The 25,939-nt window shown below is 63.6% G+C and carries 26 protein-coding genes; 12 read left to right on the forward strand and 14 right to left on the reverse strand.

The window, feature by feature from the left end; translation table 11 throughout:
• Positions 1-104: 104 nt before the first annotated feature.
• Positions 105-539, reverse strand: a complete 435-nt coding sequence (locus tag L6637_RS37230; RefSeq protein ID WP_237861838.1) for a GNAT family N-acetyltransferase — start codon at positions 537-539, stop codon at positions 105-107.
• Positions 539-2,038 carry an NAD(P)H-hydrate dehydratase gene (locus L6637_RS37235; protein ID WP_237873868.1) on the reverse strand — a complete coding sequence of 500 codons (1,500 nt, stop codon included), beginning with the start codon at positions 2,036-2,038 and terminating at the stop codon, positions 539-541. The genes L6637_RS37230 and L6637_RS37235 overlap by 1 nt, the downstream gene beginning before the upstream one ends.
• A gap of 378 nt (positions 2,039-2,416) precedes the next feature.
• On the opposite strand from L6637_RS37235, the gene L6637_RS37240 reads away from it, so the two are divergent.
• Positions 2,417-2,755, forward strand: a complete 339-nt coding sequence (locus tag L6637_RS37240) for a P-II family nitrogen regulator (protein WP_007603495.1) — start codon at positions 2,417-2,419, stop codon at positions 2,753-2,755.
• A gap of 151 nt (positions 2,756-2,906) precedes the next feature.
• The gene (gene glnA / locus L6637_RS37245; protein ID WP_237861834.1) at positions 2,907-4,316 is read left to right on the forward strand and encodes a type I glutamate--ammonia ligase; all 1,410 of its coding nucleotides are present in this window, start codon (positions 2,907-2,909) and stop codon (positions 4,314-4,316) included.
• Between the two features lie 204 nt (positions 4,317-4,520).
• Here the strand turns inward: glnA and L6637_RS37250 are convergent, their stop codons facing one another.
• The 3 genes from L6637_RS37250 to L6637_RS37260 form a co-directional block, all read right to left on the reverse strand.
• Positions 4,521-5,279, reverse strand: coding sequence for a slipin family protein (locus L6637_RS37250; RefSeq protein ID WP_377803213.1), 759 nt, complete (start codon positions 5,277-5,279; stop codon positions 4,521-4,523).
• Positions 5,279-6,652: an NfeD family protein gene (locus L6637_RS37255; protein WP_237873963.1), complete on the reverse strand. Its 1,374-nt coding sequence runs from the start codon at positions 6,650-6,652 to the stop codon at positions 5,279-5,281. Before L6637_RS37255 ends, L6637_RS37250 begins: the two co-directional genes overlap by 1 nt.
• A gap of 383 nt (positions 6,653-7,035) precedes the next feature.
• Complete coding sequence (locus L6637_RS37260; protein ID WP_237873869.1) at positions 7,036-7,809, reverse strand: gamma-glutamyl-gamma-aminobutyrate hydrolase family protein; 774 nt, start codon at positions 7,807-7,809, stop codon at positions 7,036-7,038.
• Between the two features lie 296 nt (positions 7,810-8,105).
• Here L6637_RS37260 and L6637_RS37265 point away from each other — a divergent pair, with 296 nt between their 5' ends.
• Entirely contained in the window at positions 8,106-9,206 is a 1,101-nt protein-coding gene (locus L6637_RS37265) for an AI-2E family transporter (protein WP_249802191.1), read from the forward strand.
• A 62-nt stretch (positions 9,207-9,268) separates the two neighbouring features.
• On the opposite strand, the gene L6637_RS37270 is transcribed toward L6637_RS37265, so the two are convergent.
• From L6637_RS37270 to L6637_RS37295, 6 genes are all read right to left on the reverse strand, one after another.
• Positions 9,269-9,565, reverse strand: a complete 297-nt coding sequence (locus L6637_RS37270) for an antibiotic biosynthesis monooxygenase family protein (protein ID WP_035673823.1) — start codon at positions 9,563-9,565, stop codon at positions 9,269-9,271.
• A 99-nt stretch (positions 9,566-9,664) separates the two neighbouring features.
• Complete coding sequence (locus L6637_RS37275; protein WP_237861829.1) at positions 9,665-9,901, reverse strand: hypothetical protein; 237 nt, start codon at positions 9,899-9,901, stop codon at positions 9,665-9,667.
• A gap of 56 nt (positions 9,902-9,957) precedes the next feature.
• On the reverse strand, positions 9,958-11,190 hold the full coding sequence (locus L6637_RS37280) for a GGDEF domain-containing protein (RefSeq protein ID WP_237873873.1): 1,233 nt from the start codon (positions 11,188-11,190) through the stop codon (positions 9,958-9,960).
• A gap of 229 nt (positions 11,191-11,419) precedes the next feature.
• Positions 11,420-11,902, reverse strand: a complete 483-nt coding sequence (gene rpsI / locus L6637_RS37285; RefSeq protein ID WP_237861826.1) for a 30S ribosomal protein S9 — start codon at positions 11,900-11,902, stop codon at positions 11,420-11,422.
• Between the two features lie 2 nt (positions 11,903-11,904).
• A complete protein-coding gene (rplM, locus tag L6637_RS37290; protein WP_015685724.1) occupies positions 11,905-12,369 on the reverse strand; it encodes a 50S ribosomal protein L13 in 465 nt (154 codons plus the stop codon).
• 159 nt (positions 12,370-12,528) lie between these two features.
• Positions 12,529-12,957 carry a PaaI family thioesterase gene (locus L6637_RS37295; protein ID WP_057756285.1) on the reverse strand — a complete coding sequence of 143 codons (429 nt, stop codon included), beginning with the start codon at positions 12,955-12,957 and terminating at the stop codon, positions 12,529-12,531.
• 85 nt (positions 12,958-13,042) lie between these two features.
• Here L6637_RS37295 and L6637_RS37300 point away from each other — a divergent pair, with 85 nt between their 5' ends.
• The 5 genes from L6637_RS37300 to L6637_RS37320 all read left to right on the forward strand — a co-directional run bounded on the left by L6637_RS37300 (position 13,043) and on the right by L6637_RS37320 (position 16,870).
• Positions 13,043-13,867, forward strand: coding sequence for an enoyl-CoA hydratase (locus L6637_RS37300; RefSeq protein WP_237873875.1), 825 nt, complete (start codon positions 13,043-13,045; stop codon positions 13,865-13,867).
• 102 nt (positions 13,868-13,969) lie between these two features.
• Complete coding sequence (locus L6637_RS37305) at positions 13,970-14,554, forward strand: CoA-binding protein (RefSeq protein ID WP_237873877.1); 585 nt, start codon at positions 13,970-13,972, stop codon at positions 14,552-14,554.
• A 137-nt stretch (positions 14,555-14,691) separates the two neighbouring features.
• Positions 14,692-15,972, forward strand: coding sequence for an O-acetylhomoserine aminocarboxypropyltransferase (locus tag L6637_RS37310; RefSeq protein WP_237873879.1), 1,281 nt, complete (start codon positions 14,692-14,694; stop codon positions 15,970-15,972).
• Positions 15,973-16,084: 112 nt separating this feature from the next.
• The gene (locus tag L6637_RS37315) at positions 16,085-16,423 is read left to right on the forward strand and encodes a hypothetical protein (protein WP_237861818.1); all 339 of its coding nucleotides are present in this window, start codon (positions 16,085-16,087) and stop codon (positions 16,421-16,423) included.
• A gap of 105 nt (positions 16,424-16,528) precedes the next feature.
• Positions 16,529-16,870 carry a hypothetical protein gene (locus L6637_RS37320; protein WP_237873880.1) on the forward strand — a complete coding sequence of 114 codons (342 nt, stop codon included), beginning with the start codon at positions 16,529-16,531 and terminating at the stop codon, positions 16,868-16,870.
• Positions 16,871-16,889: 19 nt separating this feature from the next.
• On the opposite strand, the gene L6637_RS37325 is transcribed toward L6637_RS37320, so the two are convergent.
• A complete protein-coding gene (locus L6637_RS37325; RefSeq protein WP_237873881.1) occupies positions 16,890-17,972 on the reverse strand; it encodes a COX15/CtaA family protein in 1,083 nt (360 codons plus the stop codon).
• A gap of 109 nt (positions 17,973-18,081) precedes the next feature.
• On the opposite strand from L6637_RS37325, the gene L6637_RS37330 reads away from it, so the two are divergent.
• Complete coding sequence (locus L6637_RS37330) at positions 18,082-18,303, forward strand: DUF2842 domain-containing protein (protein WP_045003154.1); 222 nt, start codon at positions 18,082-18,084, stop codon at positions 18,301-18,303.
• Here L6637_RS37330 and L6637_RS37335 read toward each other — a convergent pair.
• Positions 18,293-19,336: a polysaccharide deacetylase family protein gene (locus L6637_RS37335; protein ID WP_237873883.1), complete on the reverse strand. Its 1,044-nt coding sequence runs from the start codon at positions 19,334-19,336 to the stop codon at positions 18,293-18,295. The two genes, L6637_RS37330 and L6637_RS37335, sit on opposite strands and share 11 nt — an antisense overlap.
• 129 nt (positions 19,337-19,465) lie before the next feature.
• Here L6637_RS37335 and L6637_RS37340 point away from each other — a divergent pair, with 129 nt between their 5' ends.
• Positions 19,466-20,647, forward strand: a complete 1,182-nt coding sequence (locus tag L6637_RS37340) for a GNAT family N-acetyltransferase (RefSeq protein ID WP_237873885.1) — start codon at positions 19,466-19,468, stop codon at positions 20,645-20,647.
• Positions 20,648-20,694: 47 nt separating this feature from the next.
• Here the strand turns inward: L6637_RS37340 and L6637_RS37345 are convergent, their stop codons facing one another.
• On the reverse strand, positions 20,695-22,914 hold the full coding sequence (locus L6637_RS37345; protein WP_237873887.1) for a GumC family protein: 2,220 nt from the start codon (positions 22,912-22,914) through the stop codon (positions 20,695-20,697).
• A 194-nt stretch (positions 22,915-23,108) separates the two neighbouring features.
• Between L6637_RS37345 and L6637_RS37350 the strand changes: the two genes are divergently transcribed.
• Both L6637_RS37350 and L6637_RS37355 read left to right on the forward strand, forming a co-directional pair.
• Positions 23,109-24,242: a glycosyltransferase family 4 protein gene (locus L6637_RS37350; protein ID WP_237873889.1), complete on the forward strand. Its 1,134-nt coding sequence runs from the start codon at positions 23,109-23,111 to the stop codon at positions 24,240-24,242.
• Positions 24,243-24,359: 117 nt separating this feature from the next.
• Positions 24,360-25,907 carry an undecaprenyl-phosphate glucose phosphotransferase gene (locus tag L6637_RS37355; RefSeq protein WP_237873891.1) on the forward strand — a complete coding sequence of 516 codons (1,548 nt, stop codon included), beginning with the start codon at positions 24,360-24,362 and terminating at the stop codon, positions 25,905-25,907.
• Positions 25,908-25,939 lie beyond the last annotated feature (32 nt).

Below are 25,939 nucleotides of genomic sequence, written 5' to 3' on the forward strand. Positions count from 1 at the left end.
CCGGCATGGTCAGCCCTCCAAGAGCCGACCACCCATGAATCATTGAAAAATTGATTCGGGAATCCTATAAATCGCGGCAAAATCAACAATCTGCCAAAGTAGTGCTAGCGCGACCAGACATACCGAGCGTCGGGCTCCCTCTCCTCGTTCCGCGCCCCGTCGGTCTGCTCGGCCAGAGTGAACCCACGCGCCTCGTAGAAGCGCCGCGCCGGTGCGTTGCGCTGGAAGGTCCAGAGCTCGAGCCGCTTGTTCGCGGCCTTGGCGCTGTTGAGAAGTTCGGTGCCGATGCCGCGGCCATGCGCGGCGGGATGGACATAGAGCTGTTCGATCCAACCGTCGCGAAAGGCGATAATGCCGCAGAGCTGATCGCCGTCGAAACGTCCCCACACGCGGCAGGCCGGGAAAACCAGCTCGCGATAAAACCAGCGGTCTTCATCCGGCGTGTGCAGCCCGACGAGCCACGGCATTGCATGATCAAACGCGATCCGATGGACTTGCGCAGCCGCAGCCATATCGGTGAGCGCGAGCTGTCTCAGCATCAATACTCGATCCCGAGTGCGTTATAGATGCGCCGCTGCACCGCCGGCAGTGTCTCGGTGAGATCTTCGGCGATCAGCCCCGGCCCTGCTTCGCTGGCCGCCTCGCCGTGCATCCAGACGCCGATGCTGGCGGCCTCGAACGCCGGTACGCCCTGCGCGAGGAGCCCTGCAATGATGCCCGAGAGCACGTCGCCGGCGCCGGCGGTGGCGAGCCAGGGCGGCGCATTGGCGGCGATGGTGGCGCGGCCGTCGGGCGCGGCGATCGTGGTGTCAGGGCCCTTCAATAGCACGACAGCGCCGCAGCGTTCGGCCGCGGCACGTACGCGCTCGAGCTTCGAGCGACCCGGAGTCTTGTTGCTGAGATCGGAGAACAGCCGCGGAAACTCGCCCTCGTGCGGCGTTAGCACCACGCCTGTGTCCTGCGACGACTTGATCGATTCAAACAGCCGCTCGGGTTTTGCGGCAAAGCTCGTCAGTGCATCGGCGTCGAGCACCAGATGGCGTTGCGCGGTGAGCGCGGTGTGGACCATGTCGCGGGTGCGCTCGCCAACGCCCGCGCCGGGCCCGATCATGCAGGTGTTGTACCTGATGTCCCCAAGCAGCTCGCCGAACTCGATCGCGGTGTCCACGGGGCGAACCATCACTGATGTCAGCGCGCTTGCGTTGATCGCAAGCGCATCGCGCGGGGTCGCCAGCGTCACGAGACCCGCGCCGGCGCGCAAGCTCCCGCGGGCAGCAAGCCGTGCAGCGCCGGTCGCCGCAGCGTCGCCCGATACCGCCAGCACATGGCCGCGGGCATATTTGTGGCCGTCGATACGCGGCACCGGGAAAGCGGCGCCCCAGAAGTCCGGATCGTTCTCAAAAATCGTCGGCGCGATCTCGTCGAGCACCTGTGCGTCGATGCCGATATCGGCGACGCGCACGCGGCCGCAATGCATGCGGCCGGGCAACAGGAGATGTGCGGGCTTCTTGCGAAAGAAGGTGACGGTCTCGGTGGCATTCACCGCCATGCCCATCACCGCCGCGCTGGTGCCGTTGATACCGCTCGGCAGGTCGACCGCAAGCACCGGGGCACCGTTGGCGTTGATCGCCTCGATCATCGCGCGCGCCTCGCCATCGACGGAGCGGCTGAGGCCCGCGCCGAACAGTGCATCGATGATCAGCGCCGGCTTTCCGATCGCCTGCGGATTGAACGGGAGCACCGGATGCTTCCAGCCGCGCGCAGCCGAGGCTGCATCGCCCTGGAGCTGGTCGCGCTCGCACATCAGGATGACCGAGACCTCGCGGCCCTGTGCAGCGAGCTCGGCAGCTGCGACAAAACCGTCGCCGCCATTGTTGCCGGGACCGGCGACGATCAGGATCGGCCCCTCCTCCACCAGCGCATTGGCGGCCTCCGCAACCACCTGGCCGGCGCTCAGCATCAGCTTGAAGCCCGGCGTGCCTGCCGCAATGCTGAGCTGGTCAGCCCGCTGCATCTCAGCGTTGGTCAGTACTTCCATGCCACTTCCCTGGTCCAAACGCCCTTTCAACAGGCACGTTCCGTGCCGATACACCCGGCGGAACATTCGATTGCACAGATATTGAACCGTTTGCCTATTTCGTAGTCTGCGGTATTTTGAGCCAATCGGCTCCACCTATCAGAGATGCTCGTTAAAAGGCTGATAACGCTCCAATATCCAGGGCATTTGCAACTTGGCATAGACCCTGCTTTCGAGGAAGCCGCTTCGGTTCGTCGTGCTCACTGGCATATTCTGGGTGTGGCCGGCCGTTGTTGCCAGGCTGGTCAGGTCCCGGCATGACGAGGACAAAATCGTGCGTGACACAAGCGCATCCTGACGAAGACGTTGCTATTTGATCGAAATGCCGGGAGGCGCGCAGTGAAGAAAATCGAAGCCATCATCAAGCCGTTCAAGCTCGACGAGGTGAAGGAAGCGCTCCAGGAAGTTGGTCTCCAGGGCATCACAGTGACCGAGGCGAAGGGTTTTGGTCGCCAAAAGGGCCACGCCGAGCTCTACCGCGGCGCAGAATACATCGTCGACTTCCTGCCCAAGGTGAAGATCGAGATCGTGATCGGCGACGACCTGGTCGAGCGTGCGATTGATGCGATCCGCCGCGCCGCACAGACCGGTCGCATCGGCGACGGCAAGATTTTCGTCTCCAATATCGAAGAGGCGATCCGCATCCGAACCGGCGAATCCGGGCTGGACGCTATCTGAGCCGGGTGCTATCCCGAATTTTGCGACACTCTGAAAGAAAAAAGGCTGCTTCGGCGGCCTGATTTCGTTTGTGCGGTTGCGCCAAACTCGCCGAAAGCGAGAACGAATCTGCTCATCTGGAAACCGACCCGCAGAGCCAAAAGGGGTATGCATGAAGACCGCCAAAGACGTCCTGAAATCGATCAAGGACAACGACGTCAAATACGTCGACCTGCGCTTCACCGATCCGCGCGGCAAGTGGCAGCACGTGACGTTCGACGTCAGCATGATCGATGAGGACATTTTCGCCGAAGGAACCATGTTCGACGGCTCCTCGATCGCCGGCTGGAAGGCGATCAACGAGTCAGACATGTGCCTGATGCCAGATCCGGTGACCGCGACGATCGATCCGTTCTTCGCCGAAACCACCATGGTCATCACTTGCGACGTGCTCGAGCCGACCACCGGCGAGCCCTACAACCGCGACCCCCGCGGCATCGCCAAGAAGGCGGAGGCCATGGTCAAGTCGATGGGCGTGGGCGACAGCGTGTTCGTCGGCCCCGAAGCCGAGTTCTTCGTGTTCGACGACGTGCGCTATTCGTCCGATCCCTACAAGACTGGCTTCCGTCTCGATTCCTCGGAGCTGCCGATCAACTCCGACACCGAATATGAAGGCGGCAATCTCGGCCACCGCGTCCGCACCAAGAGCGGCTACTTCCCCGTGCCCCCGCAGGACTCGGTGCAGGACATGCGCTCGGAGATGCTCGGCGCCATGGCCAAGATGGGCGTCAAGGTCGAGAAGCATCACCACGAGGTCGCTTCGGCCCAGCACGAGCTCGGCATGAAGTTCGACACGCTGACGCTGATGGCCGACCATTTGCAGATCTACAAATACTGCATCCACCAGGTCGCGCACATCTACGGCAAGACTGCCACCTTCATGCCAAAGCCAGTCTATGGCGACAACGGCTCGGGCATGCACGTGCACCAGTCGATCTGGAAGGACGGCAAGCCGGTGTTCGCCGGCAACAAGTACGCCGACCTGTCGGAGACCTGCCTCCACTATATCGGCGGCATCATCAAGCACGCCAAGGCGATCAACGCCTTCACCAACCCGTCGACCAACTCGTACAAGCGTCTGGTCCCGGGCTACGAAGCCCCCGTGCTGCTCGCCTACTCCGCGCGCAACCGCTCGGCCTCCTGCCGCATCCCCTACACCGCTTCGCCGAAGGCCAAGCGTGTCGAGGTGCGCTTCCCCGATCCGCTCGCCAATCCCTATCTCGGCTTCGCCGCGATGCTGATGGCTGGCCTCGACGGCATCAAGAACAAGATCGATCCGGGTCCGGCGATGGACAAGGACCTCTACGATCTGCCGAAGGAAGAGCTGAAGCAGATCCCGACCGTCTGCGGTTCGCTGCGCGAGGCGCTGGAGAACCTCGACAAGGACCGCGGCTTCCTCAAGAACGGCGGCGTGTTCGACGACGACTTCATCGACGCTTACATCGAGCTGAAGATGACCGAAGTCGCCCGCTTCGAGATGACCCCGCATCCGGTCGAGTTCGAGATGTACTATTCGGGCTAAGCGGCTCGATATCACGACACGCGAAAGGCGCCCCTTCGGGCGCCTTTTGTTTTGAGCGATCGACCCAACTTTCGTTCTGCATCTGACTCCACTTCGTTCTCAAAGAACGAATCGGAATCGCGAAAATCGGCGCGAACCAATCCTTGCTGATTGGTTTATTCGACCCGAGAGATTCGCTACGCCCCATCGGCCGTCGATCCACACTCACGTCGTGTCACGCCGCGACGTAAAATGATCGAGCAATCCCGTCGGCAGCGGAAACACGATGGTCGACGACCGCTCGCCGGCGATGTCGTGCAGCGCCGCGAAGTAGCGCAGCTGCATCGCCTGCGGCTCCTGCGCGAGAATGCGGCCGGCCTCGACCAGCTTTTCGGCGGCCTGCTGTTCGCCCATCGCATTGATTACCTTGGCGCGCCGCAACCGTTCCGCTTCGGCCTGCTTGGCGATCGCGCGCACCATGGTCTCGTTGATATCGATGTCCTTGATCTCGATTCCGGTCACCTTGATGCCCCAGACGTCGGTCTGCTTGTCGAGGATTTCCTGGATGTCGGCGTTCAACCTGTCGCGTTCGGCGAGCATCTCGTCGAGCTCGTGCTTGCCAAGCACCGAGCGCAACGTGGTCTGGGCAAGCTGACTGGTCGCGGCCATGTAGTCGCCGACCTTGATTATGGCGCGCTCGGGATCAACGATGCGGAAGTAAAGGACGGCGTTGACCTTGACCGAGACGTTGTCGCGCGAAATCACGTCCTGGGGCGGCACGACCTGCACCATCACCCTGAGGTCGACCTTGACGAGCTGCTGCGCGACCGGAATGAGGATGACGAGGCCCGGCCCTTTCACCCCGGTGAAGCGGCCGAGCGTGAAGATGACGCCGCGCTCATATTCCCTGAGGATGCGAACGGCCTGGGTGAGAAACAGGATGACGATCAGCGCAAGCGCTGCATAAAGCGAATATTCGAACATCAGACTTGACCTCCCTCGCCGTTCGGCCGCCGAACCACCAGGGTCAAGTCGACGATGTTGGCGACCTCGACCCTCTCTCCGGGCTTGAAGCTATCGGCGCCGCGCGCTTGCCAGCGTTCGCCATGCGTGAAGACGTGCCCCTCGGTCTCGTTCCAGTCGAGCACCTCGGCGATCAGGCCAAGCATGGCTTGCGCGCCGACCCGTGGCGCACTGCGGCGGGCGCGCCTGAGCGCGCCGAGCACGACCAGAACAAACCCGGCGAAGATCGCCGCGACAATGGCGATGACCGACCACGACAGCCGGTAGCTGGGCGATTCGACCCGCACCAGCATGATGGCGCCCAGCACAAAGGCGACGACGCCTCCAAGGCCGATCACGACGGTCGGATTGAAGGCCTCGATGGCAAGCAGCGCGATGCCGACCAGCATCAGGCCGAGCCCGGCATAATTGATCGGCAGCATATTGAGGGCATAGAGGCCAAGCAGCAGGCAGATCGTTCCGACCACGCCCGGAGCAACCGTCCCGGGCGACATGAACTCGAAGACGAGGCCGTAGATTCCGACCATCAGGAGGATGAACGCGACGTTGGGATCGGTGATGACCGTAAGGAATCGGGAGATCCGGCCGGGATCGACGGCTTCGATGATGGCATCCTGCGTTGCCAGCCGCTGCGTCGTGCCGCCGCCGAGCTCGACCACGCGACCGTCGATCTGCCTGAGCAGGTCGACCTCGTCGCGCGCGACGAGGTCGATGGCGTGCGCCTGCAACGCGCCGTTGGCGGACAGCGTCGCGGCTTCGCGGACCGCCTTCTCCGCCCAATCAGCATTGCGGCCGCGCAGTTCGGCGAGGCTGCGGATGAAGGCGACGGCATCGTTCGTTACCTTTGCCGTCATCGCATCCTTCGGCTCGTCCTTCTTGTCCTTGCTGTCCTTGTCAGGCGTGCCGCTCGGCAAGCGCGGAAGCGATCCGCCAATCTGCACCGGCGTCGCGGCACCGATATTGGTGCCCGGCGCCATCGCCGCGATATGAGTCGCATAGAGAATATAGGTCCCGGCGCTTGCCGCATGGGCGCCGGCCGGTGCGACATAGCCGGCGACAGGAACGGTCGAGCCGAGCACATCCGCGATGATCTCGCGCATGCTGGAGTTCAGGCCGCCGGGGGTATTCATGCGAAGAATGACGATCTCGGCGCGTCGCTCGCCTGCCTTGGCCAGCGCCTCCTTCACATAGCTCGCCGACGCCGGCCCGATGGCGCCGTCGATCGTGACGGTGAGTGCAAGACGGCGCTGATCCTCCGCTGAGCCGGGACGGAGACAGGCAAGACAAGCGACGATGCCGATCGCCGCAACGAGGGCCGCCTTCATGATCTGCACGGCAAGGGCTCCCTTGGCGAAGATATGGTGGCCGTCAGGCAAACCTCAATCCGGAGGTCTGTCGCTCGCGATTGCGATTGTGCGATGCAATGGGCGGGAGCGTACGGCGGCACTCATGGAAATCAGTCGCGAGAACGCGAAGGCATGGCTATATTTTTTCGTTCTGCACCTGACTCCATTTCGTTCGCAAAGAACGATTCGGAATCGCGGAAATCAGCGCGAACCAATTCTTTCCGCTTGGTTTATTCGCGCGAAGTAATCCAGAACTCCGTCGCGGCAAGACTCTGGATTGCTTCCACCTTCGCCGAGGCTTCGGCGGACAAGTCGCTGCGTTCGTAATGACGGCCGGGCGAGAGTATGCCGTACGGACTCTGGCACGCGAGTTACGCCGCCGCCTTCTGCTTCGCCACCATTGCTTCGCCGAAAGCCTCGAACAGCTTTCGGTTGATCGGATTGCGCTGCGGATCGTATTCGGCGTGCCATTGCACGCCGAGCGCGAAGGTCGGCGCTTCCGCAATGCGGATCGCCTCGATGGTGCCGTCCTCGGCGACGCCCTCGATCAGCACGCGCCTGCCGGGATCGAGGATGCCCTGCCCGTGCAGCGAATTGACCCGGATTTTCTCGCAGCCGAGAATTTTGGCGAACGCGCCACCCGGCGTGAGGTCGACGTCGTGACGGTCGGCGAACACCACGGTCGGGTCGGGATGGATCTCGCCATTCTCGAGCCGGGGCATGCGGTGGTTCATGCGGCCGGGGATCTCGCGGATCTCGGGATGCAGCGAGCCCCCGAAGGCGACGTTCATCTCCTGCAGGCCACGGCAAATGCCGAACAGCGGAATGCCGCGCGAGACGCAGGCGACCGAAAGCGCCAGCGCGACCTCGTCGCGATGGATATCATAAGGCTCGTGCTTCTCGCAGGGGTCGACATTGAAGCGGGTCGGATGCACGTTGGCGCGGGCCCCCGTCAGCACGATGCCGTCGACGGTATCGAGCAGAGCGGCGATATCGGTGATGTCGGGCGCACCCGCGAACATCACCGGCAGGCCGCCGGAAACCTCGGCCACGGCGCGCAAATTGCGCTCGCCGACCATCTGAACCTGAAATCGATTTTCGACGCGATGGGCGTTCCCGATCACGCCGACGACCGGCTTTCTCATCTCCCGTTCCGACCTCCCCGTAAGAAGATTCTCCAAACATGCCCCTCGGATGGAACAAATTCAACAGAGCGGATCGCGGGACGGCAATGCTATTTTTGCGCAAATGGGCCCTGGGCGCCCTCTCAGAGCCGCGGCATTGGTCGCAAGGCGCCCGGGCGCTTCGATCCGGCGCACCGGCCCCGGCTTGATCGCCGGTCTGATTTCACGAAAGAGTGCCCGTGCCCGCCCCGAAAGGACATGATGTGAGCGTCTCCAGAGATGAACAGTCAAAAACCGGCTCCGATCTGACGCGGGGCATGGCTTGGGCCGTTGCCGTCGGCGGCATCGCCGTCGTCCTGTTCTCCGCGGCACTCGTCTTCACCTGGTACTTTGCCACCACCCTGCTCCTGATCTTCACCGGCATGCTGCTCGGCGTCGGCCTCAACGCGCTGACCAATGCGCTCGGGCGCCGCGTGCACCTGCCGCATGCGGTGCGGCTTGCGATTGTTTGTTTCGTCCTTGCGGCATTGTTTGCGGGTGTCGCCTATCTCGGCGGCGCGACCATTGCCGAGCAGGCCTCGGTGCTCAGCAACACCATCAAGTCGCAGATCTCGCATGTCAGGTCGTTCCTGGAGAACCACGGCATCGACACCAGCGTCTTCGATCTCGGCAATGCAAGCTCCGCCGCCCCCTCGACCTCGGCCGATACGCCGTCGGCCCCTCCGCCGAACTCGAACACACGTGCCCCATTGCCGGGCGCAGGCGCACTAGCCTCCAACGGCGGGGCGATCGTGAGCCAGACCTTCAAGCTGCTGTTCGGCGCGATCAGCGCCGTCGGCAATATTTTTATCGTGCTTTTCCTGGGGCTCGCCTTCGCAGCCCAACCAGGCGTCTACCACGACGGGCTGCTGTTCCTCGCACCGGCCAAGCATCGCCTCCGCGCGACGCTGATCATTGACCGGATCGGCGAGACGCTGGAGCGCTGGCTGATCGCGCAGATCATCGTCATGCTTGCGGTCGGCGTCGTGACCTGGATCGGGCTTGCCATCATCGGCATACCCGGCTCGTTCATCCTGGGAATCCAGGCCGGCCTGCTCGCCTTCATCCCGACCGTCGGCGCCATCATCGCCGGCGTTGTCGTGGTGCTGGCGAGCCTCGCCTCGGGCTGGATTCCGGCACTATCGGCGCTGATTCTGTTCCTCGGCGTGCATACGATGGAGAGCTACGTGCTGACGCCGCTGCTCCAGCGCCAGGCGCTGGACATCCCGCCGGCCACGCTGTTCGCGTTCCAGATCCTGCTCGGCGTTGTCTTCGGAATCTGGGGCCTGGCCCTGGCGCTGCCACTTGTCGCCATCGCCAAGGTCATGATCGATCATTTCAAGACGTACGAGGCGCCGCCCCCGGCCGAGGCGGCGTAGAGCATGATCCGGAAAAGTGTGTAGCGGTTCTCCGAAAGATCTGCTCCCGAAATAAAGCCGGCTCAAGTCGTCAGCACGGTCTCGGTGTGCTCGACTTCCGGAGGCGAGGCAAAATACTGGCCGACGAGGCCGCGCCATTCGGTGAAATTCTCGGAACCACGAAAATCGACGGTGTGGTTCTCCAGCGTCGCCCATTTCACCATCAGTCGATAGCGCTGCGGCTTCTCGATCGACTTGTGCAATTCGAAACCGTGAAAGCCCTTAGAACGGCCGAAGGCGGCTTTGGCCTTGGCGACGGCGGCCTCAAAGTCCTTCTCGCTACCCGGCTTGACGTCGATTTGCGCGATCTCGGTGATCATCGGTTTCCACCCCATTGTCTGGTGGCCGTGTCTAGCGCAGACGGACGCAAAGAAAAAGGCGCCGAAACGGCGCCCTGCCCGACCGAAAATGCGGCGCTGTCAGCCGAACAGCAGCGCGGTGCCGGCGACGACAAGCGCGCAACCTAGAAACAACGCGATCGGCCAATAACTACGGCCCTGGGTATAGCGCCCCTGGGCGCGGCGCTCGGCAATCAGCGCCGTCTCGTATTCGTCCGCTGTCGAGAACAGACACGCGAAACCACCGCGTGCCGAACTTGCGGCGGCTTCGAGCGACATCAGGGCAGCTTGCGGGTTCTGTCGACGGATCGATTCCATGACCGCAATGGTGGAACCGAATGGTAAACAGAGAATTACCGCGAGCCGTGTTCGTCTCAGGCCGTGGCCGGCTGTGTCTTGGACGGTCCCTTGGGAACGCCGATCCGCGCGGCGCTCTGGCGGCGCCAGTTCTCCAGCGACAGCGGCAGTTCCTCAGCCGCCTCGACGCGGTTACGACCACCGCGCTTGGCCTGGTAGAGCGCCGTGTCGGCGGACGCCAGCAACACCTCTAGCTCGGTGCCGGCAGGCCCGCCCGCCACGCCGATGCTGACGGTGGTGTCGACAGGCCCCTCCTCGACCACGACGCCTGATGTCTGGAACGCCTCGCGCACGCGTTCGGCGACCAGCACGCCTTCTTCAAGCGCGCACGGAAGCAGCGCGGCGAACTCCTCGCCGCCGATGCGGCCCGACAGGTCCGAGATGCGCAGATTGTTGACGACGATGGTCGAGAACAGTCTCAGCATCTCGTCGCCGGCGGGATGGCCGAAGCGGTCGTTGATCGACTTGAAATGGTCGATGTCGAAGATCATCACCGTGACAGGGCGGCCGCCCTTGGCCTCGCGCTCGATCATGCGCGCGCAGGCTTCCGAGAAGCCGCGGCGGTTGAGCATGCCGGTCAAGGGATCCGTCGATGCAGCGGTGCGATGCGCGGTGACGGTGCGCTCGGACACCAGCATGAAGATCACGAACACGGTGCCGACGGCATAGAGGATGAGCTCGACCGCGAACACGGTGACCCAGACGCTGGTAGAGAAACCGGCGTCATGCGGGCGTAGGAAGCTGCCGAGCAGGATCGGCAGCATCAGCACGCAGCCGTGCATCACGGGCACGACGAAAGCCGGCCAGCGCCGTTGCAGGCTCTTGCGCCGTTCGACCCAGAGCTCGCTTGCGGTCAGCGCCGCATAGACCGAGACGATGCCGGCGCCGATGATCATGCGCAGCATCGAGGCCGTGGGATCGAGCAACGTCGCGGCCGCGACCCACGCGAGTGCGCCGAATACCAGACCCGGCCAGTTCGGCTTGCGGCCGTGGAAGACGCGCGCCGCGTTCCACACCATGCCGCAGGCGACGAAGCCGACCGCGTTCAAGGCGAGATAGAGATACGGGCCGAGCTTGTCGCCGGTCGCGGTCCACAGCGCGACAGAGGACGCGCCGAGCAGATAGGCGGTGCCCCACCATTTCAGCGCGGGGCTGTTCTCCTGCTTGCCGAAAAACACCATCATGGCGCCGAGCAATGCGGCGACCATCGTGGCGACCAAATAGAGCGTGATGCTATCGAGCGACATCATGTCGGCCCCCTTCTAAACATAGCAGTTACGCGATCGGCCCAGCCGACTTGCGCGCCCTTCCAGATGCGACGCTAGGTCCGGCGAGTTCCATTCAGGTTTTCACGCGGGCCCAAGTTTTCGGGAAACACGCGCTCAATTTGCGTACAAACGAACAACAAAAAAGGCGCTGAAATCAGCGCCTTTTTGCTTCTCATTGAAGCCGCTTTCGCGGCGAATGTGACCGAAGCGATTAACGCTTCGAGAACTGGAAGGACCGGCGGGCCTTGGCCTTGCCGTACTTCTTGCGCTCGACCACGCGGGAGTCGCGGGTGAGGAAGCCGCCCTTCTTGAGCACGGTGCGCAGCTCCGGCTCAAAATAGGTGAGCGCCTTGGAGATGCCGTGACGGACCGCGCCGGCCTGGCCGGACAGACCGCCGCCGGCGACGGTGCAGATCACGTCGTACTGGCCCGAACGCTGGGCCACCGAGAACGGCTGCTCGATCATCATGCGCAGCACGGGACGAGCGAAATAGACCTCGACCTCGCGCGAATTGACGGTGACCTTGCCGGCGCCCGGCTTGATCCAGACGCGGGCAACCGCGTCCTTGCGCTTGCCGGTGGCGTAGGCGCGGTTGAACTTGTCGACCTTCTTCTCGTGCTTGGGCGCATCGGGCGCCACAACTGCGGTCTTGAGCTGCGAAAGCTGGTCGAGCGACTGAATGGATTCGGCCATGATTATGCGGCCCTCGTGTTCTTGCGGTTCAACTTGGCGATGTCCAGCTTCTCGGGCGTCTGGGCCTCGTGCGGATGATCGGCACCACCGTAGACACGGAGGTTGCCCATCTGGACGCGACCAAGCGGACCACGCGGGATCATGCGCTCGACGGCCTTCTCGAGCACGCGCTCGGGATGCTTGCCTTCAAGGATCTGGCGCGCGGTGCGCTCCTTGACGTGGCCGACATAGCCGGTGTGCTTGTAGTAGGTCTTCTGCTCGCGCTTGCGACCGGTGAGGACCGCATGCTGGGCGTTGATGATGATGACGTTGTCGCCGCAATCAACGTGCGGGGTGTAGGTCGGAAGGTGTTTGCCGCGCAGACGCATGGCAACGATGGTGGCGAGACGGCCGACGACCAGACCCTTGGCGTCGATCAGCACCCACTTCTTCGTCACCTCGGCCGGCTTTGCCGAAAAGGTTTTCATGTCAGAGTTTTCCGTGGACGGGGAATAGCGGCGCGAACACCGCACCGGACTGCGCGGGTTTCTAGAGAAGAGACACGCAACGGTCAATGCCAAACGATCTATTTTATATCAGCAAAATCAATATCTTAAAATTATGGTGCTATATTACCTGCGAAAACCTCAAACATTCGGAATGGAATAGGTCGATGTGACGTGGGCAATCGGGTCCGGCGAGGTCCCGGACAACAGCTTGACCTCCCCGACCGCCAGCCGCTTGCCGAGCTTGAGCAGCCGGGCCTCCGCCAGCACATCCTGCCCGGGTTGGCCCTTGCGCAGGAAATTGATGTTGAGATTGGTGGTCACCGCGAGCCCGATCGGTCCGATCGCGGAGAGCAGCACCACGTACATGGCGAAATCGGCGAGCGCCATCAGCGTCGGGCCGGATACGGTTCCACCCGGCCGCAGCATCTTCTCACCGTAACGCTGTCGCAAAAGGCAGGTCTGGCCGTCCGCGCTCTCGATCGTGATGTCGTCGCCGCTGAAGGCCTGGGGAAATTCGTCGCGGAGAAACTGCTCAAGCTCCGCCACGCTCATTTTCGCTGCCGCCATGCCGTTCCCCACCCTCGCTTCACGTCGCCTGCTACATTAGGTTACTGCATCATCTAACTGTAATAATCCAATCGGAAACGCCGCAATGTCCACCCAGGCCGCCCGCGCTCCCTCCCCGCATCAGCCAATTCTGCTGCGCGAAATGGTCGGCCCGATCGCGGTCCTGATCCTCAACCGGCCGGCGGCACGCAACAGCCTGTCGACGGCGATGATCGCCAGCCTGCATGCCGAGCTACATGACATCAGCAACGACAAGGCCGTCCGCGGTGTCGTGCTGGCGGCCAACGGTCCCGCCTTCTCGGCCGGCCATGACATGAAGGAGCTGACTGCGCGCCGCACTGATCCCGACCGTGGCCGCGCCTTCTTCGCCGAGGCCATGAATGCCTGCAGCACGATGATGCAGGCGATCGTGCACCTGCCGAAGCCGGTGGTCGCTGCCGTCCAGGGCATCGCAACCGCGGCTGGCTGTCAGCTCGTCGCGAGCTGCGATCTTGCGATTGCATCGGAAGCGGCGAGTTTCGCTACGCCCGGTGTCGATATCGGCCTGTTCTGCTCGACGCCGATGGTGGCGCTGTCACGCAACGTGCCGCGCAAGCAGGCGATGGAGATGCTGCTGACGGGCGAGCCGGTCCCGGCCGCGCGCGCGAGAGAGATCGGCCTGGTCAATCGCGTCGTCGCCGCCGGCACCGAGCGGGATGCTGCGATTGCGCTGGCCGAGCAGGTCGCCCTGAAATCCGCCTACACCATCAAGCTCGGAAAGGAGGCGTTCTACCGCCAGGCCGAAATGAGCCTTGCGGATGCCTATCGCTATGCGGCAGAGGTGATGACCGAAAACATGATGGCTCGCGACGCTGAAGAAGGCATCGGCGCCTTCATCGAGAAGCGCACGCCGACATGGCGGGATGAGTGACACTCTAGCATCGTCATTCCGGGGCGGCTCGCAGAGCAGAACCCGGAATCTCGAGATTCCGGGTTCGCGCTATCGCGCGCCCCGGAATGACGGAAAGAAAAAATGAACCACGACGCCTATCCCGACAATTATATCCGCAGCATCCTCAACAGCGTGAAGTCCATTGCGATGGTCGGCGCCTCGCCGATCAACGTGCGGCCGAGCTACTTTGCGTTCAAATATCTGGCGCAGCGCGGCTATGACATGATCCCGGTCAACCCTGGACATGTCGGCAAAGATCTGCTCGGAAAGCCATTCGTCGCCTCGCTTCGCGACATCGGCCGCCCCATCGACATGATCGACATCTTCCGCAACTCCAGCCACATCATGCCCGTGGTCGAGGAGGCGCTGACGCTCGCTCCTCTGCCGAAGGTGATCTGGATGCAGCTCGGCGCGCATGACGATGCCGCAGCTGAAAAGGCGGAAGCGGCCGGTATTAAGGTCGTGATGAACCGCTGCCCCAAGATCGAATATGGCCGACTGTCGTCGGAGATCTCCTGGATGGGCGTCAATTCGCGTACGCTGAGCTCCAAGCGTCCGCCGGCGCCGACGCAGGGCATGCGTCTATCCCTCAATCGGATGAGTGTCGGCGGTGGCGACACCGCCGCCTCCGATCGCGCCGCCAAAAACAAGAGCGAGCAAAGCTGACGCAATTGCGAAGGATTCGTTTCGCGAACGCGTCAATGGGTAGCACGATCGTTGCGATGTGAAGCCGCGGCTTGACGCCGGGCACGGCTCCCATCAGCATGCCGCGCGATTTCAGACCCCAAGAACAGGACGCCTCAATGAGCGATCGCCTTCCGGGATTTTCCACCCTCGCCGTGCATGCCGGCGCACAGCCCGATCCGACCACTGGTGCGCGCGCGACTCCGATTTATCAGACAACATCGTTCGTCTTTAACGACGCCGACCACGCCGCCTCGCTGTTCGGCCTGCAGGCGTTCGGCAACATCTATACCCGCATCGGCAACCCGACCAACGCGGTGTTGGAGGAGCGCGTTGCCGCGCTCGAAGGCGGCACCGCCGCGCTGGCGGTCGCCTCGGGCCATGCCGCACAGGTCGTGGTCCTGCAGCAATTGCTCCAGCCGGGCGACGAGTTCATCGCCGCGCGAAAGCTTTATGGCGGCTCGATCAACCAGTTCACGCACGCATTCAAGAGCTTCGGCTGGAACGTGGTGTGGGCCGACCCCGATGATATCGCGAGCTTCGAGCGCGCCGTGACGCCGCGCACGAAGGTGATCTTCATCGAGTCCATTGCCAATCCCGCTGGCAGCATCACCGACATCGAGGCGATCTCGTCGGTGGCGCGCAAGGCTGGCGTGCCGCTGATCGTCGACAATACCTTGGCCTCGCCCTATCTGATCCGCCCCATAGATCACGGCGCCGACATCGTTGTGCACTCGTTGACAAAGTTCCTGGGCGGTCACGGCAATTCGCTCGGTGGCATCATCGTCGATGCCGGCACCTTCGATTGGTCGACGGGCGGCAAATATCCGATGCTCTCCGAGCCGCGGCCCGAATATCACGGCATCCGCCTGCAGGAGACGTTCGGCAATTTCGCCTTCGCGATCGCCTGCCGCGTGCTGGGCTTACGCGACCTCGGCCCGGCACTGTCGCCTTTCAACGCCTTCATGATCCTGACCGGCATCGAGACGCTGCCGCTGCGCATGCAGAAGCACTGCGACAACGCCAAGGCGGTCGCCGAATTCCTCGCCGGCCACCCTGCCGTGGCCTCGGTGAACTATGCGGGCCTGGCCAGCGACAAGTATAACCAGCTCGCGCGCAAATATGCGCCCAGGGGCGCAGGCGCCGTGTTCACCTTCAGCCTGAAGGGCGGCTATGACGCGGGCGTCAATTTAGTGTCGAAACTGCAGCTGTTCTCGCACCTCGCCAATGTCGGCGACACCCGCTCGCTCGTCATCCACCCGGCCTCGACCACTCACAGCCAGCTCGACGACGCGGCCAAGGTGAAGTCCGGCGCCGGTCCCGACGTGGTGCGTCTGTCGATCGGCATCGAGGACAAGGAAGACCTGATCGCAGACCTGGAGCAGGCCCTGAGCGCGTAGAGCACTACCGTCCATCCGCACCGGGATCTGGCGCTGCGCCTTGCCGAGGGCTCCGCGCCAGCTTCCGTGGCTACGGTCGCTCAACGTCCACGATCCGACATGATCGTGGTGATTGCGGCTGCACAAGGATGGCCACGAACATGGCCGTACCGACGCGATCATCCTCTTTCACGACAGCACGCTGGTCTACAAGGCGCTGCGCATGATCGGGCTGTACATGAAGAAGTCGGGACAAAGCCACGTGTTCGCGAAGAACAATGAGTCTGATGTTGCGGCCCTCTTCCTTGGAAAATTCGCCGACATCGATTTCGCGCGAGAATTCGGTCAAGCCGCGAACCGGGACGAACTTTTCGAGAGGTCGGAAACGGAAGTGATCCAGCACGTTCTGAAGAACAGGGTGAGCATTCAGTTCGACGCGGCCGTCACCCCGGTCCGGACGATTCCTGCCTGATCAGCGGAGCGCGTGAAAGCGCTTGGAAACGGGCCACGGTTAACAGTCATTAACCATATCTGCCGCATAGATCGTTCTTGGATCGCCTTTGATTCGGAGCCGACGATGCTGCGCTGGATGGTGCCTGCTGCCCTTGCGGCAATGCTGACGGCCTCAGCAGCCCTTGCCGCCGATTTTCCCGCCCATCCGAAGCGACGGGCCGCAGCTCCGCCGCCGCCAACGGTCTATGTCGAGACTGATCCAGATGCGCTGATCTCGCCGGCCGATGGCGTCGGCAGCTACATCCGCAATCTGCCGGGCACCCCGCTGTTGCCGGGCTCGCACACACTACCGGGTTATTACGGCCGCCCCTGGGACTACGACTACCAGGGCTCGTATTACGGCGGGAAGCAGGTCGACTATTTCTGGCGCCTGCCCTATTCGTGCGGCATCTACGGCTATTGCTGATCAGCTTGGCTGATGGTGATCAGCCGGCCTGACCGACCGGAACTGCACGCGGCTGCACGTCCGCGCTCTGCCGCGACGCCAGCCGCTCCGCCTGCATGACCGCCAAGGTCAGCACGGCGATCGCGACCGCCTGGTGCGAGAGCGCCAGGTCAATCGGCACCTGGTTGAGCAGCGTGAGGATGCCGAGCACCACCTGCAAGCTGACCGCCGCAAACAGCCAGAGCGCACCGCTCGTCGCCGAGCCTGCGCGCGAGCGTACCGCGTCGAACGCATGCAGCGCCACCAGCGTGAACAGCAGGTAAGCCGTCATGCGGTGCTCGAACTGCACCGTCAGCACATTGTCGAACATGTTGCGCCACCACGGCGTCTCGAACCACAGCCGGTCCGCCGACGGAATGAATGCGCCGTCGATCTCCGGCCAGGTGTTGTAGGCGCGTCCGGCGCGCAGACCCGCGACCAGCGCCCCGAAATAGATCTGGATGAAGGTCAGGATCACCAGCACCGCGCTCGTGAACCGCAGCCGCATGGGAACCGCGAGCTGCGCCCGGTCGGCGAGCCGCCGCACCGTCCAGACGATGCCGGCGAAGATCAGCAGCGCCAGCACCAGATGCGTCGCCAGCCGATATTGAGAAACCTCCACCCGCTCAGACAATCCGGAGGCCACCATCCACCAACCGACTGCGCCCTGAAGGCCGCCGAGCGCGAACAGCAGCCACAGCCGCCGCTTCAACTCACCCGACAGGCCGCCACGCCACAGGAAGAACAGGAACGGCAGCAGAAAAGCGACGCCGATGAAGCGGCCGAGCAGCCGGTGACTCCACTCCCACCAGAAGATCTGCTTGAACTCGGACAGGCTCATGCCCGCGTTGAGCTCGCGATATTGCGGGATCTTCTTGTAGGCCTCGAAGGCATCGGTCCACTGCGCCTCCGACAGCGGTGGAAGACTACCCGTGACCGGCTTCCACTCGACGATCGACAGGCCGGATTCCGTCAGCCGCGTCGCACCGCCAACCAGCACCATCAGCGCGATCAGGGCGGCCACGGAGATCAGCCACCAGCGCACGGCGCGATGCGGGTTGGTCGGGGCGGAAATCGTCGTCATTTCAGGGACAAACCAAGCCTTGTGACTAAGAGACTTGAACCGGACTGCGTGCCCCTTATAGTCCCCCGCTCCCGCAGCGCAAGTTACGCGAAAGCCGCAAGTCCCCGCCATGACGATCCGCACCCGCAAGTTCCTCGGCGCCATTCTGCTGCTGGTGCTGGCCACCGTATGGGCTCTGCTCGGCATGGCGGCTGCGCAGATGCCGTGGATCGCCGAGTCCGGCTGGCGTCAGGCGATCTACTACGTGGTGGTCGGCATGGGCTGGGTGCTTCCGGCCATGCCCATCGTGAGTTGGATGCAGCGGCCCGACCGGGCGAAATCTAGCTCGTAACGCTGCCCGTCGGTTTCACCGGCGCGAACGCAACGCCCGACACCAACACCCGCATCATTCGCAGCGAGCGCACCCGCCCGTCCCAGGGGATCCGCGGCAACGCGCGCAGATTTGTGCGTCCTTCCGCATCCACAATGCCCGGGATCGTCGATACCGCGCTGGCAAAACCGGCCTCCTCCGCCATCACGACGTGGCTGCGCCGGAACGAGGACCGATCGCCGAACGGATATGCCAGGTGCCTGACCTCGCGGCGAAACGCGGCTTCCGCCACCGCCTTGCCCATCGTCATCTCGCGCAGCGCCGCCGCATCCTTCATGTTGGCGAGGTTAGGATAGTTCACGGTCACACTGCCGATCGTGACCAGCGGATCGGCAGCGAGCTTCGCCAGATCCTCCCAATCCATCGACGCCTCGCGAGAGAGTGCGACAAGATCGATGCTGTAGCGCGTGCAGAGATCGGCGATCGCGGCTGACAGATCCGCAGGCGGCAGCGAGCGCAGCCAGCCCTCGAGATGCGAGAACAGCGCCTGCTTCTCGGCATTGTCTGTGACGGTGAAACGCTGCTCCTTGTCGCCCATCATTAGGCTGACGCGGCTCTCGCGCGCGATCACCCGCTCGAGCCCAAGCCACCACGCCTCGCCAACGCCATCGGGAAAAGCGGTAGGAACATAGAGCGTGAACGGTACGGCGTGGCGCGCCAGCACCGGATAGGCAAAGCTGATGAAGTCCTTCGGCGCGCCGTCGAAAGTGAGTGCCACGAAGCGCTGTTTCTCCGGCAGCGTCACCGCGCGCCGGCAGACCTCGTCCATACCGAGAAAGTCATAGTTCCAGCGCTTCAGCGCACGAATGGCGCGATCGAGGAATTGCGGCGAGACCTCGTGTTCGCGCAACGGCTGGAACGCGCCGCTCCGCCCCGGCCGTACGTGCGCGAAGCGCAGGATGGCGCCCGCGCCACGGCTGCGCAGCAGGGCCTGGCCCGAGAACCAGGCCAGTTCGAGCCGCAACCGCTCCAGCCATCTGTCGTCGGATGCCAATACCCCACCTTCGCGTTCGCCGGCAGCCTGCTCCCTGACCCATTGTCATTACCCTTTGTTGACATTTATATGCAAAGGTCGGCCACAGGCCGAAATACGTATTTTTCGCTTTCTCGACAGGTTTCGTGAATGACCATGGCTGCGGCGATGCAAAGCCGGACGGCAGAATCGCCAGCGCGGTCCAGAGCGAGCCGTATTGCGCGTGTCGATATCATCGCCGATCTCGGTGAAGCCGAGAGGGTTTGGCGCGCGCTCGAGGAGCCCGGTCACCTCTTCACGCCGTATCAGCGGTTCGATCTCCTGGGCACCTGGCAACGATCGGTCGGCGAGCACGAAGGCGCGCGCCCCTTCGTCGTGATCGCGCGCGATGCCGAGCGGACTCCGCTCGCCCTGCTTCCGCTGGCGCTGCGCCGGGGCCATGGCGTGCGCACGGCCTGCTTCATGGGCGGCAAGCATACGACCTTCAACATGGGACTGTGGAACGCCGAGTTCGCCGCACAGGCCGTCGCCACCGACCTCGACGCACTGATCGCACCGCTGTGCAACCGGGTCGACGTGCTCGCGCTGACGCAGCAACCGAAGCGCTGGCACGATCAGCAGAATCCGTTTGCGCTATTGCCGCAGCAGAGCGCGATCAACGGCTGCCCCATGCTGATCATGGAGCCGGGCGGCCCGCCCGCATCGCGGATCAGCAATTCCTTCCGCCGCCGGCTCAAGAGCAAGGAGAAGAAGCTCCAGGCTCTTCCCGGCTACCGCTATCACCTTGCGACAACGGACGCGGACGTCACCCGCCTGCTCGACTGGTTCTTCCGCGTCAAACCGGCGCGGATGGCGGAGCAGAAGCTGCCTAATGTCTTCGCCGAGCCTGGCGTCGAGCAATTCATCCGCAGTGCCTGCCTGGCGCCGCGCGGCGAAGGCCGCGTCATCGACATTCATGCGCTGGAATGCGACGAGGAAGTGATCGCGATCTTCGCCGGCGTCGCCGACGGCCAGCGCTTTTCGATGATGTTCAACACCTACACGATGTCGGAGCACGCCCGCTACAGCCCGGGCCTGATCCTGATACGCTACATCATCGACCGGTACGGCGAGCGCGGCTACCGCTCCCTCGACCTCGGCATCGGATCGGACGACTACAAGCGCATGTTCTGCAAGAACGACGAGGACATCTTCGACAGCTTCGTGCCCCTGACCCCGCGCGGCAGGCTCGCGGCCATGGCGATGTCCTCCATCAACCGCGGCAAGCGCCTGGTGAAGCAGAACCAGGTGCTGTTCGATCTGGCGCGACGGCTGAGGCAGACGTTCGGGTAGCGACTTTCCCTTCTCGCCTCGTGGGCGGCGCGAGAGGATAACGGGACCTACGCCGCCACCACGCGCGCTGTCTCACCAGCATCCGATGGCTGCACGGGCCGCCTCAACATCGTCACCTCGCTGAAGCCGACGCCCTTGAGCTGCTCGCACATGAGCGTACGCGCATCAGCCTCCATCGACGCGTCGGGGACCACGACAGCGCGGGCATTCGTCGTCAAGAGTTCTGCGGGCAGCTCGGATGCGCCACCGGCGTCGAGCAACACGTAATCGTAAGCGCGCAGCAAGGCATCGATTGCGAGCGCCACTCGCGGCGACTGAAGCAGACTTTGGTCGAAGCCTGGACGACCGGCCAGAACGAGATGCAGCCGCGAGAATTTGTCGCGCGTAATGATCTGCGCGAACGAGGCCTGCCCCTGCATCAGCTCGGCAAGTCCGGGCGCTGTCGGATCGACCGACACCGCGACGATCGTCGGCGAGGATGCGGCAAGATCGACCACGACGACACGCGCCTCACGCGCCAGATGCCGGGCGAGCGTCAGCGCCGACAGCGTGATCGCCTCTCCTGAAGCGGTGCCGAGCACGGTGACCTTCTTGGCGCTCGCGCCAGCAGCCTTCAGCCTCTCGGCCAGCTGCCCGATCTCGGCCAATTCGCTGACGTCGGCATCGTCGGTCATCTCCGGCTGGAGCGGCGCCGGATCCGTCTCCACCGGATCGACAACAGGCTCGCGGCGTGCCGTCGCGGGGGCGAGCGTCGCGACGACGCGCGGCGCGGTCTGGCGCAGAAGCTCGCCGGTGACGACGAGACCGGAGGACAACAGCAGCGTCGCCAGCGTCGCGATCAACACGATCGGCAGCTTCTTCGGATAGGCCGGCGTGTTCGAGACGATTGCGCGCGAAATGATGCGGCCCTCGGTCGGCGCGGTATCGATGGTTTCGCGGGTATTCGCCTCGCGATATTTGGCAAGATAGGTCTCGAGCAGGTCGCGCTGCGCCTTGGCCTCGCGCTCGAGCGCGCGGAGCTGGACATCCTGGCCGTTGGTCGATGTCGCCTGCTTCTTGAGCTGCTCGAGGCTCGTGGTCAGGCCGTCGACCCGGCCGCCGGCGATCCGGGCGTCGTTTTCGAGCGAACGCGAGATCTTGGCAGCCTCGTCGCGGATCTGACCATCGAGATCGCTCAGCTGTGCCTTCAGCTCCTTGATGCGCGGATGATTTCCGAGCAGCGTGGACGACTGTTCGGCGAGCTGCGCGCGTAGCGTCACACGCTGCTCCGACAAGCGACGCATCAGCTCGGAGTTCACGACCTCGGATGCCTCGATCGGCTTGCCGCTCTGGAGCATTTCCTTGATCAGCCTCGCCTTGGATTCCGCGTCCGCCTTCAGCGAGCGTGCGTTGTTGAGCTGGGTGTTGACCTCACCCATCTGCTGATTTGACAGCGTGGTGTTGTTGGTGCCGATGAACAGCGACGACTTCGAACGGAAATCCTCGACCTTCGCCTCGGCCTCGGAAACCTTCTTGCGCAAATTGTCGATCTCGCCCGAGAGCCACTGGCTGGCATTGCGCGCCTGGTCCTGGCGCGCATTCTGCTGGAGCACCAGGTAGCCGTCGGCGATCGAATTGGCGACGCGCGCGGCGAGCTCGGGATCCTGCGACTGGAATTCGACCACGATCACGCGCGACTTGTCGACGGCATAGGCCTGAAGGCGATCATAGTACGCGTCGAGCACCCGCTCTTCCGGCGTCATCGAGAACGGGTCGCGGACGATGCCGACCAGCGCCGCGAGTGATTTCAGGGGCGAAATGCCTTGCAGTACCGGATCGAACTCCGGCCGCTCGGCCAGCTTGTTCTTCTTGATGATCTCGCGCGCGAGATCGCGCGACAGCACGAGCTGCACCTGGCTGGTGACGGCCTCGGGGTCGAGCGCCTGCCGCTCCTCGGTGCTGCGATCGCTGCTCGGCCGCAGGAAGACGTTCTCGCGGCCGTCGATCAGGATTCGCGATTCGGATTTGAAGCGCGGCGTGATGAGATTGACGATGGCGACGGACGCGACGAGGGCCAATACCGTCGGCACGATGATCCAGCCGCGCTTGCGCGCGAGCGCGCCGCCCAGCGCATGCAGATCGATGTCGCCGGATTCGGCTGGCGCCTGCTTCGCTGCAATCGGCGCAGGCTTGGCTTCAGCTCTGGGCTTTGTCTCGAGCTTGGCTTTCGAAACGGCCCGCTCGATGACGGCCTTGTCCTTGCCGGCACGCCAGAACGCTAAACGCATCGAACACTCCCGCAGGGCAACGCCACTCGTGGACCTCAATGAGGCCGATTACACTCCATTAAGGTTGCCGCTGGGTTAATCGCGACCTCCGGCAGCCAACGTGGGCACGCTCGTCATCGTTTGTTAACCACGAGGGTCCTTAATCGCATCGATATTTCGAGAACTTTGTCCAGTTTCGTGCGCTGGTTTTGATCATGCCTCCCTCTCCTGACCAGCCGCTTCGCATTCTGCACGCCGTACGCGCACCCGTCGGAGGCATCTTCCGCCACATCCTCGACCTCGCCAACGGCCAGGTTGACCGCGGCCATCACGTCGGGATTCTCGCCGACAGCCTCACCGGTGGCGAGCGTGCGGACAAGGCGCTGGCCGAACTTGCGCCGCGCTTGAAGCTCGGCGTGCATCGGATGGCGATCCGCCGGGAACCCTCGCCCGAGGATTTTCTGGTTTGGTTGCGCATGCGCCGCCTGATTGCAGCGCTCAAGCCCGACGTCATGCATGGCCACGGTGCCAAGGCCGGCGCTTTCGTTCGCATGCGGCGCCGCGCCGACGACACCATCCGCATCTACACGCCCCATGGCGGCTCGCTGCACTATCCGCTCAACACCCTGAAGGGGGAGTTTTACGCACGCCTCGAACGCTCGCTGATGGATGCGACCGACCTGTTCCTGTTCGAGAGCGCCTTTGCGCGCGACACCTACCAGCGCATCGTCGGCACGCCCAAGGGCGTGGTGCACTGCGTCTTCAACGGCGTGACGCCGGAAGAATTCGAACCTGTCGTTATCGCCGATGACGCCACCGACCTCTGCTATGTCGGCGAGTTCAGGCACATCAAGGGCGCGGACCTCCTGGTCGACGCGGTGGCGCGGCTGCAAGAGAGCGGCAAGAACGTCACGCTGACGCTCGGCGGTGACGGTGAGGAGACGGCGGCGCTGAAGGCGCAGGTCGAGCGGCTCGGCATGAAGGACGCGATCCGCTTCATCGGCCACGTCAAGGCGCGCTACGGCTTTTCCAAGGGACGACTGCTGGTCGTTCCCTCGCGCGGCGATTCCATGCCCTATGTCGTCATCGAGGCCGGCGCAGCCGGCATTCCCATGATCGCAGCGCGCGTCGGCGGCATCCCTGAGATTTTCGGGGCCGACAGCCCGGCCCTATTCGCGGCCAGCAACGCCGAAGCCATGGCCGAGGCGATCGCCGCCGCGCTCGACGATGCGCAGGCGACTGCGCAGCGCGCAGCGGCCCTGCGCGAGCGCATCTCGGCGCACTTCTCGCAGCAGGCGATGGTCGATGGCGTGCTCGCGGGTTACCGCGATGCATTTGCCAATCATTAACCATCCTTAAGCCGGCTTTAGAGAATCTTCCGATTTGTCCGATAATCGAGTGCCTGGGGATGCATGCCCGGGGAGCAAGTCGCTGCCCGCGGGGCCTTGGAATGGACGTAGACGCCCGTGGAACCGCTCAACGCACGCTCGATGCTCGATGCCGCGACCAGCGCCGCGGCCAAGCCTGCCGAGACGAATTTCGTCGAACGCCGCCGCCGCCTCACGCCGGCTGCGCTCGAGGTCGTCAACCAGAAAGTCGCCCGCGCCTATTCGCCGATCGTGATTGCCGGCATCGTGCGCGCCATCGACTTCGCGCTGCTCAACGTGGTCGGCATCGCCGTATATGTCGGCTATGTCATGCCGCACAACGGCTTTAGCTGGATCTATCCGATAGAGATCGTCGCCGTCGCAGTCGCAGCCGTGGTCTGCTTCCAGGCCGCGGACATCTATCAGGTGCAATTGTTCCGCGGCCAGCTCCGGCAGATGACGCGGATGATCTCGTCCTGGTCGTTCGTCTTCCTGCTGTTCATCGGCGTCTCCTTCTTCGCCAAGTTCGGCAGCGAGATCTCGCGGCTGTGGCTTGCCGCCTTCTATTTCCTTGGCCTTGCCGCGCTGGTCGTCGAGCGCCTCATCCTCCGTTCGCTGGTGCGCAACTGGGCGCGCCAGGGTCGGCTCGATCGCCGCACCATCATCGTCGGGTCCGACAGCAACGGTGAGCAATTGGTTGAGGCGTTGAGGGCGCAGGAGGATTCCGACATCCACGTGCTCGGCGTGTTCGACGACCGCAACGACAGCCGCGCGCTCGATACCTGCGCCGGCGCGCGCAAGCTCGGCAAGGTCGACGACATCGTCGAATTCGCCCGGCGCACCCGCGTCGATCTCGTGCTGTTCGCGCTGCCGATCTCGGCGGAGACGCGCATCCTGGAGATGCTGAGGAAGCTCTGGGTGCTGCCGGTCGATATCCGCCTCTCCGCCCACACCAACAAGCTGCGCTTCCGCCCTCGCTCCTATTCCTATCTTGGCGAAGTGCCGACGCTCGACGTGTTCGAGGCGCCAATCACCGATTGGGATCTGGTGATGAAATGGCTGTTCGACCGCGTCGTCGGCAGCCTCGCGTTGCTCGCGGCCCTTCCCGTGATGGCGCTGGTGGCGCTGGCCGTGAAGCTCGACAGCCCCGGCCCCGTCCTGTTCCGCCAGAAGCGGTTCGGATTCAACAACGAGCGTATCGACGTCTACAAATTCCGCTCGATGTATCACCACCAGGCCGATCCGACGGCATCGAAGGTCGTGACCAAGAACGATTCGCGTGTCACCCGCGTCGGCCGTTTCATCCGCAAGACCAGCCTCGACGAACTGCCGCAGCTCTTCAACGTGGTGTTTTCGGGCAATCTCTCCCTGGTCGGCCCGCGTCCGCACGCGGTGCAAGGCAAGCTCCAGAGTCGACTGTTCGACGAGGCCGTCGACGGCTATTTCGCCCGCCACCGCGTCAAGCCCGGCATCACCGGCTGGGCCCAGATCAACGGCTGGCGCGGCGAGATCGACAATGAAGAGAAGATCCAGAAGCGCGTCGAGTTCGACCTCTATTACATCGAGAACTGGTCGGTCCTGTTCGACCTTGTCATTCTCCTGAAGACGCCGATCTCGCTGCTGACCAAGAACGAGAACGCGTATTGAGCTTTCGTCATGCCCCGGCTTGACCGGGGCAT

Origin of the sequence: Bradyrhizobium zhengyangense (assembly GCF_022012435.1) — a bacterium.
In the GTDB taxonomy this organism is placed as follows: Bacteria; Pseudomonadota; Alphaproteobacteria; order Rhizobiales; family Xanthobacteraceae; genus Bradyrhizobium; species Bradyrhizobium zhengyangense.

What these genes read in the sequence shown, in the direction of transcription:
- L6637_RS37230 (WP_237861838.1), bottom strand. Translation starts at nt 539, where the DNA reads ATGCTGAGACAGCTCGCGCTCACCGATATGGCTGCGGCTGCGCAAGTC.
- L6637_RS37235 (WP_237873868.1), bottom strand. Translation starts at nt 2,038, where the DNA reads ATGGAAGTACTGACCAACGCTGAGATGCAGCGGGCTGACCAGCTCAGC.
- glnA (WP_237861834.1), top strand. Translation starts at nt 2,907, where the DNA reads ATGAAGACCGCCAAAGACGTCCTGAAATCGATCAAGGACAACGACGTC.
- L6637_RS37250 (WP_377803213.1), bottom strand. Translation starts at nt 5,279, where the DNA reads ATGTTCGAATATTCGCTTTATGCAGCGCTTGCGCTGATCGTCATCCTG.
- L6637_RS37260 (WP_237873869.1), bottom strand. Translation starts at nt 7,809, where the DNA reads ATGAGAAAGCCGGTCGTCGGCGTGATCGGGAACGCCCATCGCGTCGAA.
- L6637_RS37265 (WP_249802191.1), top strand. Translation starts at nt 8,106, where the DNA reads ATGGCTTGGGCCGTTGCCGTCGGCGGCATCGCCGTCGTCCTGTTCTCC.
- L6637_RS37270 (WP_035673823.1), bottom strand. Translation starts at nt 9,565, where the DNA reads ATGATCACCGAGATCGCGCAAATCGACGTCAAGCCGGGTAGCGAGAAG.
- L6637_RS37275 (WP_237861829.1), bottom strand. Translation starts at nt 9,901, where the DNA reads ATGGAATCGATCCGTCGACAGAACCCGCAAGCTGCCCTGATGTCGCTC.
- L6637_RS37280 (WP_237873873.1), bottom strand. Translation starts at nt 11,190, where the DNA reads ATGATGTCGCTCGATAGCATCACGCTCTATTTGGTCGCCACGATGGTC.
- rpsI (WP_237861826.1), bottom strand. Translation starts at nt 11,902, where the DNA reads ATGGCCGAATCCATTCAGTCGCTCGACCAGCTTTCGCAGCTCAAGACC.
- rplM (WP_015685724.1), bottom strand. Translation starts at nt 12,369, where the DNA reads ATGAAAACCTTTTCGGCAAAGCCGGCCGAGGTGACGAAGAAGTGGGTG.
- L6637_RS37295 (WP_057756285.1), bottom strand. Translation starts at nt 12,957, where the DNA reads ATGGCGGCAGCGAAAATGAGCGTGGCGGAGCTTGAGCAGTTTCTCCGC.
- L6637_RS37300 (WP_237873875.1), top strand. Translation starts at nt 13,043, where the DNA reads ATGTCCACCCAGGCCGCCCGCGCTCCCTCCCCGCATCAGCCAATTCTG.
- L6637_RS37305 (WP_237873877.1), top strand. Translation starts at nt 13,970, where the DNA reads ATGAACCACGACGCCTATCCCGACAATTATATCCGCAGCATCCTCAAC.
- L6637_RS37310 (WP_237873879.1), top strand. Translation starts at nt 14,692, where the DNA reads ATGAGCGATCGCCTTCCGGGATTTTCCACCCTCGCCGTGCATGCCGGC.
- L6637_RS37320 (WP_237873880.1), top strand. Translation starts at nt 16,529, where the DNA reads ATGCTGCGCTGGATGGTGCCTGCTGCCCTTGCGGCAATGCTGACGGCC.
- L6637_RS37325 (WP_237873881.1), bottom strand. Translation starts at nt 17,972, where the DNA reads ATGACGACGATTTCCGCCCCGACCAACCCGCATCGCGCCGTGCGCTGG.
- L6637_RS37330 (WP_045003154.1), top strand. Translation starts at nt 18,082, where the DNA reads ATGACGATCCGCACCCGCAAGTTCCTCGGCGCCATTCTGCTGCTGGTG.
- L6637_RS37340 (WP_237873885.1), top strand. Translation starts at nt 19,466, where the DNA reads ATGACCATGGCTGCGGCGATGCAAAGCCGGACGGCAGAATCGCCAGCG.
- L6637_RS37345 (WP_237873887.1), bottom strand. Translation starts at nt 22,914, where the DNA reads ATGCGTTTAGCGTTCTGGCGTGCCGGCAAGGACAAGGCCGTCATCGAG.
- L6637_RS37350 (WP_237873889.1), top strand. Translation starts at nt 23,109, where the DNA reads ATGCCTCCCTCTCCTGACCAGCCGCTTCGCATTCTGCACGCCGTACGC.